Below are 20,599 nucleotides of genomic sequence, written 5' to 3'. Positions count from 1 at the left end.
TCCTTCAGGCGGTTTTTCTGGTCGGGCGGCGCCCGAGCGCGTGATGCGAGAGCACCATGAACGGTGCACCCGGTTCGGTTTCGACAAACAAGGTCAGCGCATCCACCAGCACCGGCTGTTGCAGCACTTCCGCGAACAGGCTGTCGATCGCTGCGCGCAAACGAGGGCTTTCCTGTGACCCCGCCCGGCCGGAGAGCGTCATGTGGAAGCGAAAGGTTTCGAAGACATAGGGGTAACCAAATTGGCAGAGGTTGCGGAACTCGGCCGGCTTCAGCGAATCCGGGCTGCGCCGCTCGATTTCCGCCTCGCTCAGCGGTGCGCGAAACCGGTCGAAGTCGCGCACGACATCATCGGCGAAGCGGTTGAGCGCCGGCAGCGGTCCTTCCGGCACCAGCGCGAAGAAGCCGTCGATCTGGCTGACGACGAGACGCGGGATGGTCACCACCGGCGTCGCCTCGGCAAAATGGTCGAGTGCGGCGCGCAGCGAGGCTTCCGTCTCGTCGGCAGCCAGGCGGAAGGGGGCTTTCAGCGTCGCATGGAAACCATAGCGGCGCGCCGAAGCGGTGTGGAAAGCGACTTCCGCCGCCGACAGGTCGGCCACCGCTTCGACCGGCCTCGTTGCGGCGCCAAACGGGTCGCGGCCCAGCCAGTCGGCGGCGATCCGCGCCAGTGGCTCGTCCTGCCGGGGAGTGAAATAGATGGCATAACGCATGGAAAGTCCTTGTCAGCTTCGCTGCCATAGGTGATTTCCATGACGAATTGACGAAGCCTTGCTGGCTTTCAGGTAACAAAACGCTGCGGCGGGGTCATTAGCCGACGATTTTTTCGTGCTGGACCAGGGAGCGAGTGCTCACGCAGCGACCGATCAGGCCTTCATCAGCCACTCGTGCTCAGGCGCGTTGTGGAATTTCCACGTCCGCTTCGGCCCGGCCATGACGTTGAGATAATAGAGGTCGTAGCCGTGGCAGGCAGCGCAGGGGTGATAGCCTTTGGGCACCAGCACGACATCACCATCCTCGATCGCCATTGCTTCGTCGAGCGCGCGATGGCCATTCTTGTCGGCGTCGGTGTAGACGCGCTGGAAGGCAAAGCCCTGCGGCGGGTTGAGGCGATGATAGTAGGTTTCCTCGAGATAGGATTCGGCGGGCAGATTGTCCTGGTCGTGCTTGTGCGGCGGGTAGCTCGACGTGTGGCCGCCAGGCGTGATGACCTCGACCACCAGCAGCGAATCGGCCGGCTTGCCCTCCGGCAGGATGTTGGTGACGTAGCGCGTGTTGGTGCCCTTGCCGCGCACCTCCTGGCCGAGATCGTCCGGTGCGATCACCCGCACCGGCAGGCCGCCGCCAAGGCCCGGCGCCGAGCAGACCGCGAGTTCCAGCTCGGTATCCGCCGTCACCGACCAGTCCGATCCCTGGGGCAGGTAGACCGACCACGGCTTGCCCTCGAAAGGCGACATGCGCCCGCCGAGCAGGCCAAGCTCCTTGCCGCCGGCTTTCGCATTGCCCTTGCCGGTGACGAACACCAGGCAGGCTTCGCGATCATCGGTCTTGCCGGAGGCGCTCTCGCCGGGCTTCAGCCGATGCAGGTCGAAACCGACATAGGTCCAGCCGGCGCTTTTCGGCGTCACATGGGCGACGCGGCCATGGCCTTTGTTGGCTTTGACGAGCAGCTTCGACATTCTTGTCTCTCCTATCCTTTGACCGAGGCGCCGGGTGCCGGACGGTCGCAAATCTTCGAGATTGGCCGAAGCCTCCCAACTTCGTCATCCTAGGGCGAAGCAGGAGCGAAGCTCCGTCGCGAAGACCCTAGGATCCATGCCGTTACCTCAGCCGAGGGGCGCAGCGGAGCAGAATTCTCCACCGTAGCGGCGCCCATGGGGCGCGGCATGGATCCTAGGGTCTGCGCCGCGTCGCTTCGCTCCTTGCTCCGCCCTAGGATGACGAAGCGAGAGGCGTTTCGGCCAATCGCCAACGTATGCAATCCGCTACCCACGCAGTCTTCGATCCACAGGACCGTCTCCAATCATTCCTTTGGCTCAGCGCCGGCCTTTGGTTCGCTAGTCTTCGGTTCGTCAGCCGGTGCCTTGCCCTCATCGGCCGGCTTGTAGAGATAAAAAAACTGCCAGACGGCGTAGCCGGCGAAGCCGAGCGCGATCATGCCCCAGAACGGCGTGCCGGTGGCGAACTCGATGATCGACCAGATGACGCAGACCGCGACGATGGCGACACGCCGCCACAAAGGCCGGAAGAAGGGGTGCTCGGAATCTTTCATCGGGCCAATCTACAGCAATCGGCCTCGCCGGGAACCCGTCGCATCAGGCCCCCTTGATCAGGCATTGGGAAAGCCTTGCGTCTCGACCGTGTAGCCGGCGGCGGTCATGACGCGCATCAATTCCTTGTAGCCAACTTGCGCCATTCTGAGCGGCGGGTTCTTCTTCGGGTCCTGCTCGGCCTCGACCACGAACCAGCCCTCATAGCCATGGTCGGCGAAGCGCTGCACGATGGCGCCGAAGTCCAGCGAACCGTCGCCCGGCACGGTGAAGGCGCCGAGCGTCACCGCGTCGAGAAAGGATTGTTTGGTGCGATCGAGCTTTTCGATCACCCCCATGCGAACGTCCTTCACATGCACATGGCTGATCCGGGTATGGTGGTTGTCGATGGCGCGCAGCACGTCGCCGCCGGCGAATGCCAGATGTCCGGCATCGAGCAGCAGCGGAATGCCGGCTCCGGAATAACGCATGAAGGCATCGAGTTCCGGCTCGGTCTCGACCAGGGCCGCCATATGGTGGTGATAGGAGAGCGGCATGCCCTGCTCGGCGCACCATTCGCCAAATTCAGTGAGGCGCCTCGCATAGGCTTTCATCTCGTCGTCCGACAGCTTCGGCTTGGTGGCCAGCGGCTTCGAGCGGTCGCCCTGGATCGAGCGGCCGACCTCGCCATAGACGATGCAAGGCGCGTTCACCGCCTTGAACAGGTCGATCATCGGCTGGATGCGATCCTTGTTGCCGGCCATCTCCCCGTCGACCAGCGTGCCCGAGAACCAGCCACCGCACAGCGTGACGTCGGCGGCCTTCAGGATCGGCAGCATGATTTCGGGATCATTGGGAAAACGCCGGCCCATCTCCATGCCGGTGAAGCCGGCCGAGCGCGACTGGCGCAGGCATTCCTCCAGCGACACGTCATCGCTGAGTTCGGCGAGATCGTCGTTCCACCATGCAATGGGGGACATGCCCAGTTTGGCTTTCAAGTCGTCACTCCGGTTTCTTGTTCACCTCCCGCAAAGGGGGAGGTAGGGGTGGCAGCGCCTATATCAATCGCCGACGGTCTGCATCTTCCGCTTCTCGTCATACGCCTTGCGCGCCGCGTTGACCTGCGGCCGCACAGACACTTCGGGCACCGCCACGTCCCACCAATGGCCCCCGGCATCGGTGGAAACCAGCGGGTCGGTATCGATGACGAGCACCGTGGTGCGCGTATTCTTCTTGGCTTGTGCCAGCGCGTTTTCCAGCCCGGCGATCGACAGCACTTTCTCGGCGATCGCCCCCATGCTCGCCGCATGCGCGGCAAAGTCGATGTCGGGCAGAACCTCGTGGCGCGAGTCCTTCAGGAGATTGTTGAAGTTGGCGCCGCCGGTCGCCATCTGCAGCCGGTTGATGCAGCCATAGCCGCGATTGTCGAGCAGAACGATGGTCAGTTTCAGTCCGAGCATCACCGAGGTGGCGATCTCCGAATTCATCATCAGATAGGAGCCGTCGCCGATCATGACGACGATCTCCTGATCGGGCTTCGCCATCTTGGCGCCGAGCCCGCCGGCGATCTCGTAGCCCATGGTCGAGAAGCCATATTCGCCATGGTACGAGCCGGGCGCGCCAGCCTGCCACAGTTTGTGCAATTCGCCCGGCAACCCCCCGGAGGCATTCAGCAGCGTCACACCGGAGCCCATGGCGCGCTGCACGGCGCCGATCACCTGCGCATCGGACGGGTAGGCGGCATTGGTCGACGCCGTCACCTTGGCTGCCTCGGCCTGCCAGGTCTTCTTGCCGGAGGACGCATTGTCGGTCCAGGCTGCCGGCGCCTTCCAGCCCTTCAGCCCAGCTCCGAGTTCGGCCAGGCCCTCGGCCGCATCGGCCACCAATGGCAGGGCGCGGTGCTTGCCGGCGTCGAAGGGCTGCACGTTGAGCCCGATGATGGTCTTGCCCGAATTCTTGAACAGCGCCCATGAGCCGGTGGTGAAATCCTGCAGGCGCGTGCCGATGGCCAGCACGACATCGGCTTCCTCAGCCAGCCGGTTGGAGGCAGAAGTGCCGGTGACGCCGACCGCCGCCATGTTGAGCGGATGATCGTCCGGCAGCGAGGATTTGCCGCCTTGCGTCTCGCAGACCGGGATGCCGGCGCTCTCGGCGAATTTCGCCAGCTCGTCCGACGCCTGCGAATAGAGGACACCGCCGCCGGCGATCACCAGAGGCTTTTTTGCTCCCTTGAGCGCCGCCAACGCGGCGGCCAGTTCCTGGCGGTCCGGGCGCGGCCGGCGCTGGTGCCAGACCCGCTCGGCAAAGAAGCTCACGGGGTAGTCGTAGGCCTCGGCCTGGACGTCCTGGCACAGCGACAGGGTCACCGGGCCGCATTCGGCCGGATCGGTCAGCACAGCCATGGCGCGGCTGAGCGCAGGAATGATCTGCTCCGGCCGGGTGATGCGGTCGAAATAGCGCGAAACCGGACGGAAGCAGTCGTTGACCGTCGCGGTGCCGTCGGAGAAATCCTCGGCCTGCTGCAGCACCGGGTCGGGAATGCGGTTGGCGAAGACGTCGCCCGGCAAAAACAGGACGGGCAACCTGTTTACATGGGCGAGCGCTGCCGCCGTCACCATGTTGAGCGCGCCGGGGCCGATCGAAGAGGTCGCGGCCATGAAGCGGCGGCGGAAATTGGCCTTGGCGTAGGCGATCGCCGCATGCGCCATCGCCTGTTCATTGTGGGCGCGGAAGGTCGGCAGTTCGTCGCGCACCTGATAGAGCGCCTCGCCGATGCCAGCGACATTGCCGTGGCCGAAGATCGCCCAGACGCCGCCGAAGATCGGGACTTTGCTACCGTCGATCTCGGTCATCTGGCACGACAGGAAGCGAGTCAGCGCCTGCGCCATCGTCAGGCGGATTGTCTTTGTCATGGTGGTTTCCTCCGCAGTCCTATTCCGCGCCTTCTTATGCCGCCTTGCGGCCGCGCGCGGCAAGCCACGCATCCGTCAACTGTTCGAAGCGCTGCGCCATGTCGGCGATCGCCTCGTCATCCGACATCTTGCCGGCCAGCCATTGTTCGGCCGCATGGACGAAGATGGTGCGGCCGACGGCGAACCCCTTGACGATAGGCGCCTTGGCAGTGGCGGCGAACGCCGCTTCCAGCTCGTCCTGCGGCGCTTCCAGGCCAAGCAGCACGACGCCGCGGCACCAGGGGTCGTGCTTCAGGATCACGGCCTCGATCTTCGCCCAGGCGCCGCTCGACGCCTGCGGCTCGAGCTTCCACCAGTCCGGCTTGATGCCGAGCGCATACAGTTCCTCCAACGCGCGCGGGATCGTCGTCTCGTCGAGCTTGCCATGCTTGCCGGCGATGATCTCGATGAGAAGCTCCCGGCCGACCTTGCGTGCGGCTTCGAACAGCGCACGCAGCTTCTGCTGCTGTTCTTCCTTCAGCGCCGCCGGATCGTCTGGGTGATAGAAGCACAGGCACTTGATGCAGTGGTCGACCGGCCACTCGGTGAGCTGCGAGCCGATGTCCTGCGAGAATTCGAAGCGCAGCGGCCGCGAACCCGGCAACTCCACCGGCCGCCCGAGCCAGGCGAAGGAATGCCTAGCGAATTCAAACATCGCCTTGCGGCCGTGTTTCTCGTCGATCAGCATGCCGTAGCCGTCGCGGCCGGCGGCAACCTTCGCAGCGGCCTTGACCGCCAGCACCTTGAATTCTTCGATCCGCGCCGGATCGGCACCGGCCTTCGCCGCCACATCCTCGAGCTGCACGCGGTGGTCGCAGGCGAGCGCCATCAGCGAGGGAATGTCGCGCCGGCGCGTCGTTGCCCAATGGATGTGGTTGATCGCCTCGTCCTTGCGCAACGCCAGATGCTTGCTGCCGTTCTTGAGGAAGAACCGCAGCTCCTCGAAGGTCGGATATTCCGGCGCGCAGAGCAGCCGCGACACGGCGAAAGCGCCGCAGGCATTGGCCCAGGTCGCAGCCGTCGCATGGTTCTCACCGCCCAGCCAGCCGCGCAGGAAGCCGGACATGAAGGCGTCGCCGGCGCCGAGCACATTGTAGATCTCGATCGGAAACCCCTTGCCGACGACGCCGTCCTCGAGGTCGTCGCTGATCGGTCCGTCATAGACGATGCAGCCCATGGCGCCGCGCTTCAGGACGATGGTGGCGGACGACAGCGAGCGGATCGTCTTCAAGGCGCTCAGGCAGTCGTCAGCGCCCGACGCGATCATGATCTCTTCCTCGGTGCCGACGATGAGGTCGCAGTCGGGCAACACCGTCTTCAGCTGCGCCGAGACCCGGTCCGATTTCACATAGCGCTCGAACCCTTCGGCATGGCCGGCGAGGCCCCAGAGGTTGGGCCGGTAGTCGATGTCGAACACCACCTTGCCCCCCTTGGCCTTCATGATGCGGATCGCCTTGCGCTGCGCGGCATCGCTGTTAGGCCTGGAAAAATGCGTGCCGGTGACGACGATCGAGCGGGCCGAGGCGATGAAGGCCTCGTCGATGTCTTCCGGCGCCAGCGCCATGTCGGCGCAGTCCGAGCGATAGAAGATCATCGGCGAGACGCCTTCGTCCTCGACCGACAGGAGCACCAGTGCGGTCAGCCGCTCCTTGTCGGTCTTCAGGCCGTCGACATTGACGCCTTCACGCGTCAGCTGCTCGCGGATGAAGCGGCCCATCTGCTCGTCGCCGACGCGGGTGAGCAGCGCCGAGCGCAGGCCGAGCCTGGCGGTGCCGACAGAGATATTGGCCGGGCAGCCGCCGACCGACTTGGCGAAGGAGGTGATGTCCTCCAGCCGCGAGCCGATCTGCTGGCCGTAAAGGTCGACGGAAGCGCGACCGATGGTGATGACGTCGAGCGGCGCGTATCCAGCGTCCACGGCTTCGCTCATTGGAACCTCCCGTCGGCCTTGTTGTCATGAACAACATTGTTTGGGTAACACGCGCTAGCGGCAGCGTGGCGCCGGGAATATGAAATAATAATTCCAATACATAGTCAATATGGAATGAGTGTTCCTTCGGCGAAAAGTGCCTTTTCGGCGGGTGGATCAGGCTTTGCGCTTCCGGCTCGTGTCGCGTCGTTTCTCGCCGACGCCGACGGTCAGCGCCATGGCCAGCGCCATTGTCGCCGATAGCGAGCGGAAGCCGGCGAAATCGGCCTCTGCAACCTCGAACCAGACCTTGGCGAACTGGGCGAGCGGCGAAAACGAGCTGTCGGTGATGGCGACGATCGGCACGCCCTGTTCCGAAATGCTTCGCGCTTCCTCGATGGTGGCCGGCGCGTAGGGCGAGAAGGAGATGGCGATGACGGCATCCGCCGGCGTGGCAAAGCCGATCATCTCGGCATTCAGCCCGGCCGCCGATTCGATAAGCTGGTTGCGGATCTTCAGCTTGCCCAGCGCATAGGCGATGTAGGACGCCACCGGATAGGAGCGCCGCTTGGCCAGCACATAGATGGTTTCCGCCTTTGCCAGCAGGGAAATAGCGTCTTCCAGATGCGCTTCGTCCAGCGTGCGCGAAATGTCGTTGAGCGAGGTGCTGGCGGCGGCGACGAAGCCGTCGAAGATCGCCCGGTGGCCGGCGCCGCCCTCTGCCTTGGCGCGCAACGCCTGCAGCCTTTCGTCATAGGATGAGTTGCGCTCGCGCAGCCGTTCGCGAAACACCTGCTGCAGGCTGGTGAAACCATCGAAGCCAAGCTGCTGGGCAAATCGGATCAGGGTCGAAGGCTGCACGCCGGCCGAAGCGGCGATGCTGGCGGCGGTGCCGAAGGCGATATCGTCGGGATTGTCGAGCGCATGGGCGGCGATCTGGGCGATGCGCTTCGGCAGGCTTTCGCGCCGCTCCAGGATGGTGGTGCGCAGCGTCTCGAAATCGCGAGGTACCCGTTCGTCCATCGTCGCTCTGTCCAAGCTCATGCGTGAAGCGTCCCTCTGTGCATCATCATAGCGAGCCTGCGCAAGAACACCATAAAAAATGAGGCAGACATTCCATTTCGGGATAAAATGGATTAATTCATCCACGCAACGCTTCAATCAGTGGAGAAACGGGAATGGTCGGTGTCGGTCTCATAGGCACGGGTTTCATGGGCAAGTGTCACGCCATCGCATGGAGTGCCGTCAGCGCCGTCTTCCCCGATGTTGCCAAGCCGCGGCTGGTCCATCTCGGCGAGGTCAATGAAGAGCTTGCCCGGCGCAAGGCGGGCGAGTTCGGTTTCGCCAAGGCGTCGGGCGACTGGCGCGCCGTCGTCAACGATCCGGAAGTCGATATCGTCTCGCTGACCACGCCCAACCAGTTCCATCCGGAAATGGCCATCGCCATCCTCGAAGCAGGCAAGCATCTGTGGTGCGAAAAGCCGATGGCGCCGAGCTTTGCCGAGGCCGAGGCGATGGCTGCGGCGGCGAGCAAGTCCGGCAAGGTCGCGGCGCTCGGCTACAATTACATCCAGAGCCCGGCCATCCGCCACATCGGCGCACTGCTCGACGAGAAGATCATCGGCGAGGTCAACCATCTGCGCATCGAGATGGACGAGGACTTCATGGCCGACCCCGAAGCGCTGTTCTTCTGGAAGCACGAAGCCGCGTCAGGCTATGGCGCGCTCGACGATTTCGCCGTGCATCCACTGTCGCTGGTCTCAGCCCTGTTCGGCCGCGTCGCCAGTGTCATCTGCGACATGGCCAAACCCTATGCCGACCGCAAGCTGGCCAGCGGCGGCCGTCGCGCGGTGGAGACCTACGACATCGCCAGCGTGCTGATGCATCTGGAAAACGGCATTGCCGGCACGCTGCTGGTCAACCGCTCGGCCTGGGGCCGCAAGGGCCGCATCGCCGTCCAGATCTTCGGCTCGAAAGGCTCGATCCTGTTCGACCAGGAGCGATCGAACGAATTCCAGCTCTATCTCACATCAGATCGTCCGACCGAGCAGGGCTACCGCACCATCCTGGTGGCGCCGCACCACAAGCCCTATGACCTCTTCGTGCCGGCGCCGGGCCATGGCCTCGGCTTCAACGACCTGAAGATAATCGAGTGCCACGAATTGCTGACGCGGCTTGCCGGCAAGCCGGCGCGGCTCATCGAGTTTGCCGAAGGGCTGGAGATCGAGCGCACGGTGCACGCGATGGCGCGTTCGTTCGAGGAAAAACGCTGGGTGGATGTGCGGTGATAAGCCCGCTTCAGACGACGGTGGCAGCGACGTTCGTCTCCCACCCGCTTACCCAGACCTGCCGCAACCGGTCGCCTTCGCCCTTGAACCGCAGCCCCGTCGCCTGGCAATTCTCGATCCGGTCGCTGCGGAAATTGCGGATCGCCTGGCGCAGCTCGCACCAGGCGACGATGTTGGCGGTTTCGGCGTAATAGATCAGCGCGATCGGGCGGATGAGGCGCTCGGAGGCGCGGCCCATTTCGTCGCGATAGGAGAGCTCGAGCTTTTCCTCGTCGCGGATGGCGCGCCGCATCAGCGCCAGATCTACCGCGCCGGTCGAGGGCGCAGCGAATCCCCAGGCATGCAGCGCATTGGCGTCGAATACCTGGCGCAAGGGTGGCGGCACCGCGCCGGCGATCTTGGCGCTGACGCGCTTGGCCGCCTGCTTGAGCTCGCTGTCGCCCGTGCGCTCCAGCAGCGCCAGTGACAGGACGATAGCCTCCATCTCCTCGATCGAAAACATCAGCGGCGGCAGGTCGAAGCCGGGGCGCAGGATATAGCCGATGCCGCGTCCGCCCTCGATCGGCACGCGCATCGCCTGCAGCGCTGCGATGTCGCGATAGATCGAGCGCACCGTCACTTCCAGCCGCTCGGCAATCGTCGCTGCCGTCACCGGCTGCCGCGCCAGCCGCACGATCTGGATGATCTCGAGCAGGCGTGACGCCTTGCGCATTTTTTACCCCAGTTTGCGAGTCCAACTGACACACCATTGTCAGTTGGACTGACCTATAGGAGCGCCTATCGAATTGAAAATCAACACAATCCGCGGCGGTTTGGCCGGGCGAGGCGACAGGCAACTGACATGGGCTATGCGGAAAATCTCTGGCTTTTCTTTATCCTGCTGTTCGGCATCATCGCCGTTCCGGGCATGGACATGCTTTTCGTGCTTGCCAATGCACTGACCGGCGGTCGCGACAGAGGTCTCGCCGCGACCGGCGGCATCATGGTCGGCGGCATGGTGCACACGCTGAACGGCGCGATCGGCGTCGGCCTGCTGATGCATTTCGTGCCGATCCTGTTCAAGCCGCTGCTGCTTGCCGGCGCCGCCTACATGGCCTTCATCGGCATCACGCTGATGCGCAGCTCCATCACCGTCGGCCAGGAGGGGCCTACCGGCAGCCGTTCCGCATGGAAGGCCTTTCGCCAGGGTTTTGTGACCTGCCTGATCAACCCGAAGGCATACCTGTTCGTGCTTGCCGTCTACCCTCAGTTCCTGAAACCGGACTACGGTCCGATCTGGATGCAGGCGACGATCATGGGGCTGCTGACCGTGGTCACACAGGCTGCGATCTATGGCGGGCTGGCGATCACGGCCGGCCGCAGCCGCAACCTTCTGATCGCCAATCCGCGGGCGACCATTTTTGCCGGCCGGGCGGCCGGACTGCTGCTCTTTGCCGTGTCGGTGTTCACCGCATGGGAAGGACTAAGGGCGGCGTGACAAATCCTTGTGACCCAACCCTTCCAATCGCATATTGCGGCGCCCACCCCCACTCCGGCCGCTGCGCGGCCACCTCTCCCCCATGTCCATGGGGGAGAGGAAACCCAAGCCTTTCAAGGCGGCGAACTTGGCGATTGGCATTTCCTCTCCCCCACGAATGTGGGGGTAGAGGTGGATCGGCGAAGCCGAGACGGAGTGGGGGCCGGCGCTGCCATATGCGATTGCCCTTTTGTGGGAAGAGCATGTGCAGGGCATGCCCTCTCAAGCGGCCCCCTGCCGGCTGTCGATCATCGCGCGCCTAGCCGAGCGGCGCCATTCGACGGCGCCGGCAAGGCCGTGCAGCACCGTCTCGGTGGTCGCCCAGTCGATGCAGCCATCGGTAATGCTCTGGCCATAGACCAGCGGCTTGCCTGGCACCACGTCCTGCCGGCCGGCGACGAGATTGCTCTCGATCATCAGGCCGATGATGCGCTCGTCGCCTGCCGCGACCTGGCCGGCGACATCGGCCGCGACCTTGGGCTGGTTCTCGGGCTTCTTGGCTGAGTTGGCGTGGCTGACATCGATCATCAGCCTGGGCGCAACCCCGATGCGGGCGAGTTCCACAGCGGCGGCTTCGACGCTCGCCGCGTCATAGTTGGGCTGAACGCCGCCGCGCAGGATGACGTGGCAGTCCTCATTGCCCGTGGTCGTGGCGATGCCGCTGCGCCCGCCCTTGGTCACCGCCATGAAATGATGCGGCTGGGCGGCCGATTTCACCGCTTCGGCGGCGATCCGCAGATTTCCATCGGTGCCGTTCTTGAAGCCGACCGGGCAGGAGAGGCCCGAGGCGAGCTCGCGGTGGATCTGGCTCTCGGTCGTGCGCGCGCCGATCGCGCCCCAGGCGACGAGGTCGGCAATATATTGCGGCGTGGTCATGTCGAGGAATTCGGTCGCTGCCGGCAGGCCTAGATTGTTGACGGCCGACAGCACGTTGCGCGCCATCCGCAGCCCCTTGTCGATGTTGAAGCTGCCGTCGAGGTCGGGATCGTTGATCAGGCCTTTCCAGCCGACCGTCGTGCGCGGTTTCTCGAAATAGACCCGCATCACGATCTCCAGCCGGTCCGACAGGCTCTCGCGCAGCGCCGCCAGACAGCTGGCATAGTCGACGGCCGCGACCGGATCGTGGATCGAACACGGACCGACGATGACGAGCAGCCGGTCGTCGGTCCCGTTCAAGATGGCATGGGTTGCGTTGCGAGACGCGCTGACGGTGCGCGTCGCCGTCAAAGTGCGCGGGATTTCCCGCATCACCTCGTCCGGCGTACTCAGTTCTCGTATTTCCTTGACCCGGAGGTCGTCTGTGGTGGTCAACACGGCTTTCTGCTCCTGTTTGGGAACCTGCCGGCTGAAACAAAAAAGCCGCCAGGTATGGCGGCTGTTCGGATCTTGTTGCTGCAATCTTCAGATCGAGCGCAATCCTCCCGCCGCCAGCGAGCTCCTAAAGTACCAATATGTGGCGGTCAGGTTGATCATGAGGCTCATATAGTCGAAGCGGAGGCGCTTGTCACGTGCCCTGATGAAGGCCAATTAAGTATGGGACCGCCCCCGGCTTCGTCATCCTATGGCGAAGCAGGAGCGAAGCTCCGTTGCGAAGACCATAGGATCCATTCCGTGACCATGCCAAAGGGTGCGGCGGAACAGAATTCCGCACCGCGGCGGCGCTCAGAGGTCGCGGCATGGGTCCTCGGGTCTGCGCCGCGTCGCTGCGCTCCTTGCTCCGCCCGTGGATGACGAAGTTGTAGGCGTTTCGCGATGCTGTGCTGCTACTCCGGCGACGACCCCGCAATGCTCTGGTCGTAATCGACCAGCGATCCGGTCATGACGCCCGACTGCGGGCTGACCATGTAGCTGATCAGCCGCGCCAGCTGGTCGGGCTTCACCAATTGCCCCATCGGCTGCGCGGCTTCGGCCTTCTGGAGCCAGTCGTCTGGCGCGTCGTGCCATTTCTTCTGGACGATGTCCTCACCCTCGGTGTCCATCCAGCCGGGCAGCACCGCGTTGCAACGGATGCGGTTATAGCGATAGGCATTGGCGACGTTCTTGGTCAGCGTCATCAGCGCCCCCTTGCTGGTCGAATAGGGCGTCAGGAACGACTGGCCGGTATGCGCCGACATCGACAGCACGTTGACCATCGAGCCGGGCGCCTTCTTCTCCAAGAGATGCGCCACCACGCCCTGCATCAGGAAAAACGGCCCGCGCACATTGGTGTCGAAGATGGTGTCGAAAAGCGCTTCGCTGGTTTCGACCAGCGAGCCGCGCGCCGACGTCGCGGCGGCGTTGACCAGCGCGTTGATGGTGCCGAAATGCGAGATCGCGGTTGCGACCGCCCGCTTGCAGTCGGCCACCTTCGAGACGTCGGCGCTGATGAAGATCGCGTCGACGCCCGCTTTCTTGAAATGGGCAACGGCCTTGTCGCCCTTCTCCTGCGAGCGGCCGATGAGCGCCAGTGCCCGGCAACCTTCCTCGGCCAGCGCTTCGGCAACGGCGAAGCCGATGCCCTGGGCGCCACCGGTAACGATGGCGCGCGTCTGTGAATTGCGATCTGCTGTTCCGCTCATCGCTTTGCTCCTGTGGTTCTTTCCAAGGGTCTTACTTGTCGAGACGGACGGTCTTGCCGGTCGTTGCTGACTTCAGCGCCGCATCGGCCAGCTTCAGCGCCACCAGCCCATCCGCGCCGCTCGGCGACGCTTTCTTGCCCGAGGTCGCGGCTGTGATGAACGCGGCGATCTCAATGGCATAGGCGTCGAGATAGCGGGTCATGAAGAAGTCGTGCAGCGGCGGGCGGGTGTAGCCCTTCTCGTTGGCCAGTTCGATCGACACCGGGCGCTGGTTCTCGGCCGCGATCATGCCTTTCGAGCCATGCACCTCGATGCGCTGGTCATAGCCATAGGTGGCGCGGCGCGAGTTGGAGATGACGGCCTGTTTGCCGGAAGCGGTTTCGAGGATGACGCTGACGCTATCGAAATCGCCGGCAGCACCGATCTTCTTGTCGACCAGCACCGAGGCATGGGCGCTGACCGCCACCGGCTCCTCGCCGAGCAGGAAGCGCGCCATGTCGAAATCATGGATGGTCATATCGCGAAAAATGCCGCCCGAACGCTTGATGTAGTCGATCGGCGGCGCGCCGGGATCGCGCGAGGTGATGGTGACCATCTCGACGGTGCCGATGGCGCCGTCGTCGATCGCCTTGCGCACGGCAGCGAAATGCGGATCGAAGCGCCTGTTGAAGCCGACCATCAGCGTCGCCTTGGTCTTTTCGACCACGGCCAGGCACTTCTCGACGCGCTTGACGTTGAGGTCGATCGGCTTCTCGCAGAAGATCGCCTTGCCGGCCTTGGCGAAGCGCTCGATCAGATCGGCATGGGTGTCGGTCGGCGTGCAGATGACGACGGCGTCGATATCTCCGGCTTTCTCGATATCCTCGATGCTGCGCACCTCGGCGCCATAGGCGCCCGCCAGCTCTTTGGCGGCCTTCTCGAACGCATCGGCGACGGCAACCAATTTGGCCTGCGGGTTGGAGCCGACGGCGCGGGCGTGGACCTTGCCGATGCGGCCGGCACCGAGGAGAGCGAAGCGAACGGTCATGGGTATTTCCTCTAGGGGGATGGGTTAGAGAGAGTTGTGTCCGCACCTTCCCTGAGGAAGGGGCAAGATTGTTTCAAGCACGCATATCGTCCCTAAAACAGGGTGATCGTCCTGTTTTAGGCCGCGAGTTCCGCCTCCCCGGTCTTGGCGCCGGTGATGTAGGAGACGATGTCGTTTCCGTCGGTGTTCTCCTTGCGCAGATTGGCGACGATGCGGCCGCGCCGGAACACGACGATGCGGTCGCAGAGATCGAACACCTGACGCATATTGTGGCTGATCAGGATCAGCGGCTCGCCATTGTCCTTGAGCGTACGGATGATGTTCTCGACCTGCGCGGTCTCCTGCACGCCAAGTGCTGCCGTCGGCTCGTCCATGATGATCAGCTTGGAGGCGAAGGTCGCGGTCCGGGCGATCGCCACGCACTGGCGCTGGCCGCCCGACATGTGGCGGATGGTGTTGGACAGATTGGGGATCTTCACCGCCGTGCGGACCAATGCCGCTTCGGTCGCCTTGCGCATGTATTTGCGGTCCAGGATCGAGAACGGGCCGAGGTTGAACAAAACCTTCTCGCGGCCGAGGAACAGGTTCGAAGGCACATCGAGATCGTCGGCCAGCGCCAGGTTCTGGAACACGGTCTCGATGCCCGCCGTGCGGGCCTCGATCGGCCCGGCAAAATTCACTTCCTTGCCGTCGAACCAGATCTGGCCGCTGGTACGCTGCTCGACGCCGGTGATCTGGCGCACGAAGGTCGACTTGCCGGCGCCGTTGTCGCCCATGATGGCGACATGCTCGCCCTTGCGCAGCTCGAAGTCAGCGCCTTCCAGCGCATGCACGCCGCCATAGCGCTTGGTCAGGTTTTCGGTCTTCAGGACGATGTCTGACATGGTCATGCCCTCATTGCCCGCAGGCGTTGGCGCCACTGGTCGAGAACCACCGCGCCGACGATGATCACACCCTTGACCATCTCCTGGTAGTAGGCGTCGAGGCGCAGGAAGGTGAAGCCGGAGATGATGACGCCGAAGATCAGCGAGCCGATCACCGTGCCGATGATCGAGCCGCGGCCGCCCGACAGGGAGACGCCGCCGATGACCGCCATGGCGATGGCGTCGAGCTCGTACATCACGCCCATGCCGGACTGCGCGGTCAGGTTCTTGGAGCTCAGCACCACGGCGGCGAGCGCTGCGAGAATGCCGGCGATGACGTAGACCAGGATCTTGTGGTTGGCGATCTTGATGCCGGACATGCGCGCGGCGTCCTCGTTGGAGCCGATCGCGTAACAGTGCTTGCCGTACCTGGTGTAGGTCATGATCAGCTGGAACAGGATGGCCAGCGACAGGAAGATGACGACGGGCATCAGGCCTTTGCCGATGCTGGCGAAACTCTCGGTGGGAAACGAGATCGGCTGGCCCTTGGACCACCATTTGGCGATGCCGCGCGCGGTCACCATCATGCCGAGCGTGGCGATGAACGGCGGAATGCGCGTGTAGGCGATCAGCGCACCATTGACCAGGCCGGCGAAGAGGCCGCACGCGATCGCCACCAGCAGCGGCACGATGACAGGCAGGTCGGTCCAGCCTTGCGCCAGGAACATCGCCTTGGGATTGGGGTTGCCGTTGACCGTCGCCACCTGGGCGAAGCTCATGGCGATCATGGCGGTCGCGCCGACGATCGAGCCCGAGGACAGGTCGATGCCGCCGGTGATGATCACTTGCGTCACGCCGATGGCGATGATGCCGACGATCGACACCTGCAGGATAATGATCTGCAGGCGCGCTTCGTTGAAGATGCCGCCGACGTCGCTGCGTGTGTTGAACAGGAAGCTGTCGCCGAGAAAGACGCGGCCGATCAGTTCGAAGATGACGACGAGAATGACCAGTGCGAGGAAAACATTGAACTCGGCCGGCCATGTGCGCTTCCTCGCATCATAACCGACGCCGCCGACGCCATGGGATGTCTGTGCCACGTATTCTGTCCTCCATCAGCCGCGGTCGCCCTCGCGCCGTGCCGGCGCTGAGGGAGAGAGGGGAGCGGCGCCGTCTTGATCGAGAGCGCCGCTCGTATCGAACCGTTTGGCGGCTCAGTTCTTCTTCAGGAACTTGTCGATGTTGGCCGGCGTCACCAGTTGGAAGGGCACGTAGACCTTGTGCTCGACCTTCTCACCCTTGGAAAGCTTGAGCGCCGCATCGAGAGCGCCGGCGCCCTGGCCGGCGGCGTCCTGGAACACGGTTACGTCGAGGTCGCCCGCCTGCATGGCCGCTAGCGCGTCCTGGGTGGCATCGACGCCACCGACGACAACCGCCTTCATGTCGATGTTGCCGGCTTTCATCGCCTGGATGGCGCCGATGGCACTTTCGTCATTGTTGGCGATGACGCCGTCGAACGGCTTGCCGGTCGACAGCCAGTTGGTCATCAGGTTCTGCGCCTCGTCGCGGTTCCAGTTCGACGTCTGCTTGTCGATGATCTTGATGAAGCTGCAATCCGGCGTCGCGATCACATCGTCGATGTCCTTGGTGCGCTGCACGGCGGCCTGGTTGGAAAGCTCGCCCATGATCACATAGACATTGGCTTCCTTCTTGCCGGCTTCCTTGAACAGGCGGCAGACTTCCTTGGTCTCGAGCGTGCCGGAATCGGCTTCGTTCGAGGCGACGAAGGCCTGGTTGTCGGGCAGCGTGTCGACATTGACGGGCTCGCGGTTGACATAGACCAGCGGGATCTTGGCTGCTGCAGCGGCATCCGACATCGCCTGCGTGGCCGAAGTGTCGACCGGGTTGACGATGATGGCATCGACGCCCGAAGCGGCGAAGTTCTTGATCTGGTCGAGCTGCTTGGCGACGTCGTTCTGTGCGTCCTCGACCTGCAGCTCCACGCCGCTCATGCCTTTGGCCTGCTCGATCATGCCGTTGCGCAGCACGGTCAGGAAGTTGTCGTCGAACTTGGCCATCGACACGCCAACCTTGGCGGCCAAGGCGGATGAGCTCATCAGCGCCGCGAAAGCGACGCCCAAAATCAATTTCTTCATTGTGTTTCTCCTCCACATATTGGTGTCCGGTTTCACCGATTTATCCGGAATCCCCGATCTCCCCGGGGAATCTCTCCCGATGGCCTCTCCTGTTCCGGATGACGCTTGCCGTTGGCTGGAACGTCAAACCCCCTGTTTGAAACAGATGCTCCGGAACGAAAGAACCAAAATACACAGATGATGAAATATTTATTCCATTTCACATCGGGGCGTCAAGGGCGATTCCGCGGCCCGCGGGCCGATTTACGCATCGCTCTGATGGATTCTATCATTTGCCTCGGCGGGCTTGCGCGCGGCGGGTTAGATGTTTTCCGGCAGGTAGATGTCGAAGGGCAGGAAGGTCTGGCCCGGAGCGTTGGCGGCGCCGGTTTCGATGGCATGCGCCATCAGGTCGACAAGCTCACGGCACAAAGCGGCGAGCGGGGTCGAGATCACCATGGTGAGGATATTGTCGGCGAGCGCCGCGCGCGATTCGGCGTTGATCTCGTTGCAGACCACCACCGGCATGGTCGCGGGCTTCGCTGCCCGCAGCGCCGAGACCGCGCCTTCCATGCCGCCGCCCGCGACGTAGCAGCCGGCAAGATCCGGATAACGCGCCAGAAGATCGATCATCGCGTCATGGGTCACCTGGTTGGCTTCCAGATTGACCAGCGTTTCAAGCACGCTGAACTCCGGCGCATGCTCGCGGAAGAAGGAGCGAAAGCCGATCTCGCGCAGCTCATGGCCGTGGAAGCGGTGGCTGCCGACAAAGAGGGCGACCTTGCCGGGCCGCTTGGCTGCTTTGGAGATCATCCATGCGGCTGTGCGCCCGACCTTGCGGTTGTCGAGGCCGATATAGCCCTCCCGGATGCCGGCGGCAAAGTCGGACAGCACCGAAAAGACCGGCTGGCCTCTCGCCTTCAAGGTTTCCACGACCGCCGTCAGGGTCGGATGGTCCGGACCGACAACGGCGATGGCCCTCGATTTCGCCGCCAGTCTGCGCATCTGGGAGGCGATCTCGTCGGGAGCCAGGGAACTGGCGAAATCGATGGTCGCAACGCCGCGGAAGCGTTGCGATTGCGAGATGGCCAGTTCGAGTTCCCGCGCGAAGTCACCGTAGAAGGCATCATTGCCCCGCAGCAGCAGGAAACCCAGCCGGTACTCCGGCAATTCCTGGCGCATGCGCTGCTTGATAAGGCCGGCGGCGTGGTAGCCGATATCGGTAGCGGTCTCGTAGACGCGGCGCGCTGTCTCTTCGCGCACCGGCAGCCGGTTGTTCAGCACGCGGTCGACGGTGGCGACACTGACGCCCGAGATGCGCGCCAGATCGGATATTGTCGGCCGCTTCACCATGCTTGCCTCGTCGGGTTTGCTTTGAGCCTTCGTACATCACCCTGATGGGAAATGATAGAAACTATCTTCGCGATGTTGAGTCTATCATCGGTAGGCGTTACTTTGATGCTCGAAGCCAAAGGATTTCATGGCATCCGCCCTGGCGGATGCCTTTGCCGAGGGAGGCAACCATGTCCACTGCGCCGTCCCGGCGTGACTACAGCCTGATCGGCCGCGACGCCAGGCTCGCCGTCGAGACCGGCCTGTCGGCGGCCGAGTGGTATCACACCGAGGTACCGCGCAAGCAGATGAAGGAGCTGATGCAGCGCTCCGACGGGCCGGCGATCCGCGATACGGCAATCTGGTTCGCCGCGCTGATCGTCAGCGGCGGCGGCGGCGTCTGGTTCTGGGGCAGTTGGTGGTGCGTGCCGTTCTTCTTCGTCTATGGCGTGCTCTACGGCTCCTCGACGGATTCACGCTGGCACGAATGCGGTCATGGCACCGCCTTCCGAACGCAGTGGATGAACGATGCGGTCTATCAGATCGCCTGCTTCATGATCATGCGCAATCCGGTGACCTGGCGCTGGAGTCACACGCGCCACCACACCGACACCGTCATCGTTGGCCGCGATCCGGAAATCTCGGTCATGCGGCCGCCTGATCTGGTTCGCGCCATGTTGGGCTTCGTTGGCGTGCTCGACGCCTGGCATGCGATGTCAGACATGCTGCGCAACGCCGCCGGCACCGTCAGCGCTGCCGAAAAGACCTTCATTCCGCAACAGGAACAGCCCAAGGCGATCCGCGTCGCCCGCATCTGGACGGCGATCTATGCCGCCACCGTCGGGCTGGCGCTCTACACCGGTTCGTTCCTGCCGCTGATGCTGGTCGGCCTGCCCAGGCTCTACGGCGCCTGGCACCATGTCATGGTCGGGCTGCTGCAGCATGGCGGCCTTGCCGACAATGTCACCGACCATAGGCTGAACAGCCGCACCGTCTACATGAACCCGATCAGCCGCTTCATCTACTGGAACATGAACTACCATGTCGAGCATCACATGTTTCCGATGGTGCCCTATCATGCGCTGCCGAGGCTGCACGAACTGATCAAGCACGATCTGCCGGAGCCGACACCGTCGATCCTGGCCGGCTACCGCGAGATGATCCCGGTCTTCCTGCGCCAGCTGCGCAACGAGAACTATTTCCTCAAGCGCGAGCTGCCGCCGACCGCACGGCCATATCGCGAAGAATTCCACAACGAGACTATCGCCGCCGCGGCGGAATGATCGTGCTTCCATCCGATCTAGACTGTTTATTTTAACGCAATTCCGGACGGAAAACCGCTGCGCACTTTTCCTGGATTTGCTTTTGGGGAGGACTTGAATGAGCGACTGGGTCGAGGCCTGCGCCACCGGCGACATAGACGAGGAGGATGTGATGCGCTTCGACCATGGCGGCCGCACCTTCGCCATCTATCGCAGCCCCGACGATGAGTTCTTCGCCACCGACGGCCTATGCACGCATGAAAGGGTGCACCTGGCCGACGGGCTGGTGATGGATGACATCATCGAATGCCCCAAGCACAATGGGCGCTTCAACTACAAGACGGGCGGCGCCCGCGGCGCCCCGGTCTGCGTCAATCTCAAGACCTACCCGGTCAAGGTCGATGCCGGCAAAGTGCTGATCCAGATCGGATGACTGACATGGCGGGGGGGATGCTCATCATCGGCGCCGGCGAATGCGGCGGGCGGGCGGCATTGGCGCTGCCCGACCTC

Annotated in this window: 19 protein-coding genes; 4 read left to right on the top strand and 15 right to left on the bottom strand. The window is 63.5% G+C overall.

Annotation, left to right across the window (positions count from 1 at the left end):
* Positions 1–4: 4 nt before the first annotated feature.
* From EOA16_RS26830 to EOA16_RS26795, 7 genes are all read right to left on the bottom strand, one after another.
* Positions 5–712: a DUF1045 domain-containing protein gene (locus EOA16_RS26830; protein ID WP_127260825.1), complete on the bottom strand. Its 708-nt coding sequence runs from the start codon at positions 710–712 to the stop codon at positions 5–7.
* 153 nt (positions 713–865) lie between these two features.
* Positions 866–1,678, bottom strand: coding sequence for a 5-deoxy-glucuronate isomerase (gene iolB / locus EOA16_RS26825; protein ID WP_127260824.1), 813 nt, complete (start codon positions 1,676–1,678; stop codon positions 866–868).
* Between the two features lie 344 nt (positions 1,679–2,022).
* Positions 2,023–2,271, bottom strand: coding sequence for a DUF3329 domain-containing protein (locus EOA16_RS26815; RefSeq protein WP_127260823.1), 249 nt, complete (start codon positions 2,269–2,271; stop codon positions 2,023–2,025).
* A gap of 57 nt (positions 2,272–2,328) precedes the next feature.
* On the bottom strand, positions 2,329–3,246 hold the full coding sequence (gene iolE / locus EOA16_RS26810; RefSeq protein WP_127260822.1) for a myo-inosose-2 dehydratase: 918 nt from the start codon (positions 3,244–3,246) through the stop codon (positions 2,329–2,331).
* A gap of 63 nt (positions 3,247–3,309) precedes the next feature.
* The gene (gene iolD / locus EOA16_RS26805; protein WP_127260821.1) at positions 3,310–5,160 is read right to left on the bottom strand and encodes a 3D-(3,5/4)-trihydroxycyclohexane-1,2-dione acylhydrolase (decyclizing); all 1,851 of its coding nucleotides are present in this window, start codon (positions 5,158–5,160) and stop codon (positions 3,310–3,312) included.
* Between the two features lie 34 nt (positions 5,161–5,194).
* Entirely contained in the window at positions 5,195–7,129 is a 1,935-nt protein-coding gene (iolC, locus tag EOA16_RS26800; RefSeq protein ID WP_127260820.1) for a 5-dehydro-2-deoxygluconokinase, read from the bottom strand.
* Between the two features lie 156 nt (positions 7,130–7,285).
* Positions 7,286–8,131 (bottom strand): MurR/RpiR family transcriptional regulator, encoded by an 846-nt coding sequence (locus tag EOA16_RS26795; protein WP_164754402.1) that lies wholly within the window; start codon positions 8,129–8,131, stop codon positions 7,286–7,288.
* A 155-nt stretch (positions 8,132–8,286) separates the two neighbouring features.
* Here EOA16_RS26795 and EOA16_RS26790 point away from each other — a divergent pair, with 155 nt between their 5' ends.
* Positions 8,287–9,396: a Gfo/Idh/MocA family oxidoreductase gene (locus EOA16_RS26790; protein WP_127260818.1), complete on the top strand. Its 1,110-nt coding sequence runs from the start codon at positions 8,287–8,289 to the stop codon at positions 9,394–9,396.
* Between the two features lie 10 nt (positions 9,397–9,406).
* On the opposite strand, the gene EOA16_RS26785 is transcribed toward EOA16_RS26790, so the two are convergent.
* A complete protein-coding gene (locus tag EOA16_RS26785; protein WP_127260817.1) occupies positions 9,407–10,108 on the bottom strand; it encodes a YafY family protein in 702 nt (233 codons plus the stop codon).
* Between the two features lie 129 nt (positions 10,109–10,237).
* On the opposite strand from EOA16_RS26785, the gene EOA16_RS26780 reads away from it, so the two are divergent.
* The gene (locus EOA16_RS26780) at positions 10,238–10,873 is read left to right on the top strand and encodes a LysE family translocator (protein ID WP_127260816.1); all 636 of its coding nucleotides are present in this window, start codon (positions 10,238–10,240) and stop codon (positions 10,871–10,873) included.
* 261 nt (positions 10,874–11,134) lie between these two features.
* Here the strand turns inward: EOA16_RS26780 and EOA16_RS26775 are convergent, their stop codons facing one another.
* The 7 genes from EOA16_RS26775 to EOA16_RS26740 form a co-directional block, all read right to left on the bottom strand.
* Positions 11,135–12,226 (bottom strand): 3-deoxy-7-phosphoheptulonate synthase, encoded by a 1,092-nt coding sequence (locus tag EOA16_RS26775; RefSeq protein WP_127260815.1) that lies wholly within the window; start codon positions 12,224–12,226, stop codon positions 11,135–11,137.
* A gap of 449 nt (positions 12,227–12,675) precedes the next feature.
* Complete coding sequence (locus tag EOA16_RS26765) at positions 12,676–13,470, bottom strand: SDR family oxidoreductase (RefSeq protein WP_127260813.1); 795 nt, start codon at positions 13,468–13,470, stop codon at positions 12,676–12,678.
* A gap of 31 nt (positions 13,471–13,501) precedes the next feature.
* On the bottom strand, positions 13,502–14,497 hold the full coding sequence (gene iolG, locus EOA16_RS26760) for an inositol 2-dehydrogenase (RefSeq protein WP_127260812.1): 996 nt from the start codon (positions 14,495–14,497) through the stop codon (positions 13,502–13,504).
* Between the two features lie 116 nt (positions 14,498–14,613).
* Positions 14,614–15,381 (bottom strand): ATP-binding cassette domain-containing protein, encoded by a 768-nt coding sequence (locus EOA16_RS26755; protein WP_127260811.1) that lies wholly within the window; start codon positions 15,379–15,381, stop codon positions 14,614–14,616.
* Positions 15,382–15,383: 2 nt separating this feature from the next.
* A complete protein-coding gene (locus EOA16_RS26750) occupies positions 15,384–16,460 on the bottom strand; it encodes an ABC transporter permease (RefSeq protein WP_127260810.1) in 1,077 nt (358 codons plus the stop codon).
* 114 nt (positions 16,461–16,574) lie between these two features.
* Complete coding sequence (locus EOA16_RS26745; protein WP_024502009.1) at positions 16,575–17,516, bottom strand: sugar ABC transporter substrate-binding protein; 942 nt, start codon at positions 17,514–17,516, stop codon at positions 16,575–16,577.
* A 300-nt stretch (positions 17,517–17,816) separates the two neighbouring features.
* On the bottom strand, positions 17,817–18,848 hold the full coding sequence (locus EOA16_RS26740; protein WP_023810652.1) for a LacI family DNA-binding transcriptional regulator: 1,032 nt from the start codon (positions 18,846–18,848) through the stop codon (positions 17,817–17,819).
* A gap of 170 nt (positions 18,849–19,018) precedes the next feature.
* On the opposite strand from EOA16_RS26740, the gene EOA16_RS26735 reads away from it, so the two are divergent.
* Both EOA16_RS26735 and EOA16_RS26730 read left to right on the top strand, forming a co-directional pair.
* The gene (locus tag EOA16_RS26735; RefSeq protein ID WP_127260809.1) at positions 19,019–20,110 is read left to right on the top strand and encodes a fatty acid desaturase family protein; all 1,092 of its coding nucleotides are present in this window, start codon (positions 19,019–19,021) and stop codon (positions 20,108–20,110) included.
* A 97-nt stretch (positions 20,111–20,207) separates the two neighbouring features.
* Positions 20,208–20,522: a MocE family 2Fe-2S type ferredoxin gene (locus EOA16_RS26730; protein WP_127260808.1), complete on the top strand. Its 315-nt coding sequence runs from the start codon at positions 20,208–20,210 to the stop codon at positions 20,520–20,522.
* Positions 20,523–20,599: the final 77 nt, after the last annotated feature.

It is taken from the genome of Mesorhizobium sp. M7A.F.Ca.US.008.03.1.1 (genome assembly GCF_003997495.1).
Taxonomy (GTDB): domain Bacteria; phylum Pseudomonadota; class Alphaproteobacteria; order Rhizobiales; family Rhizobiaceae; genus Mesorhizobium.
This window is presented reverse-complemented; position numbering and strand designations above follow the sequence as displayed.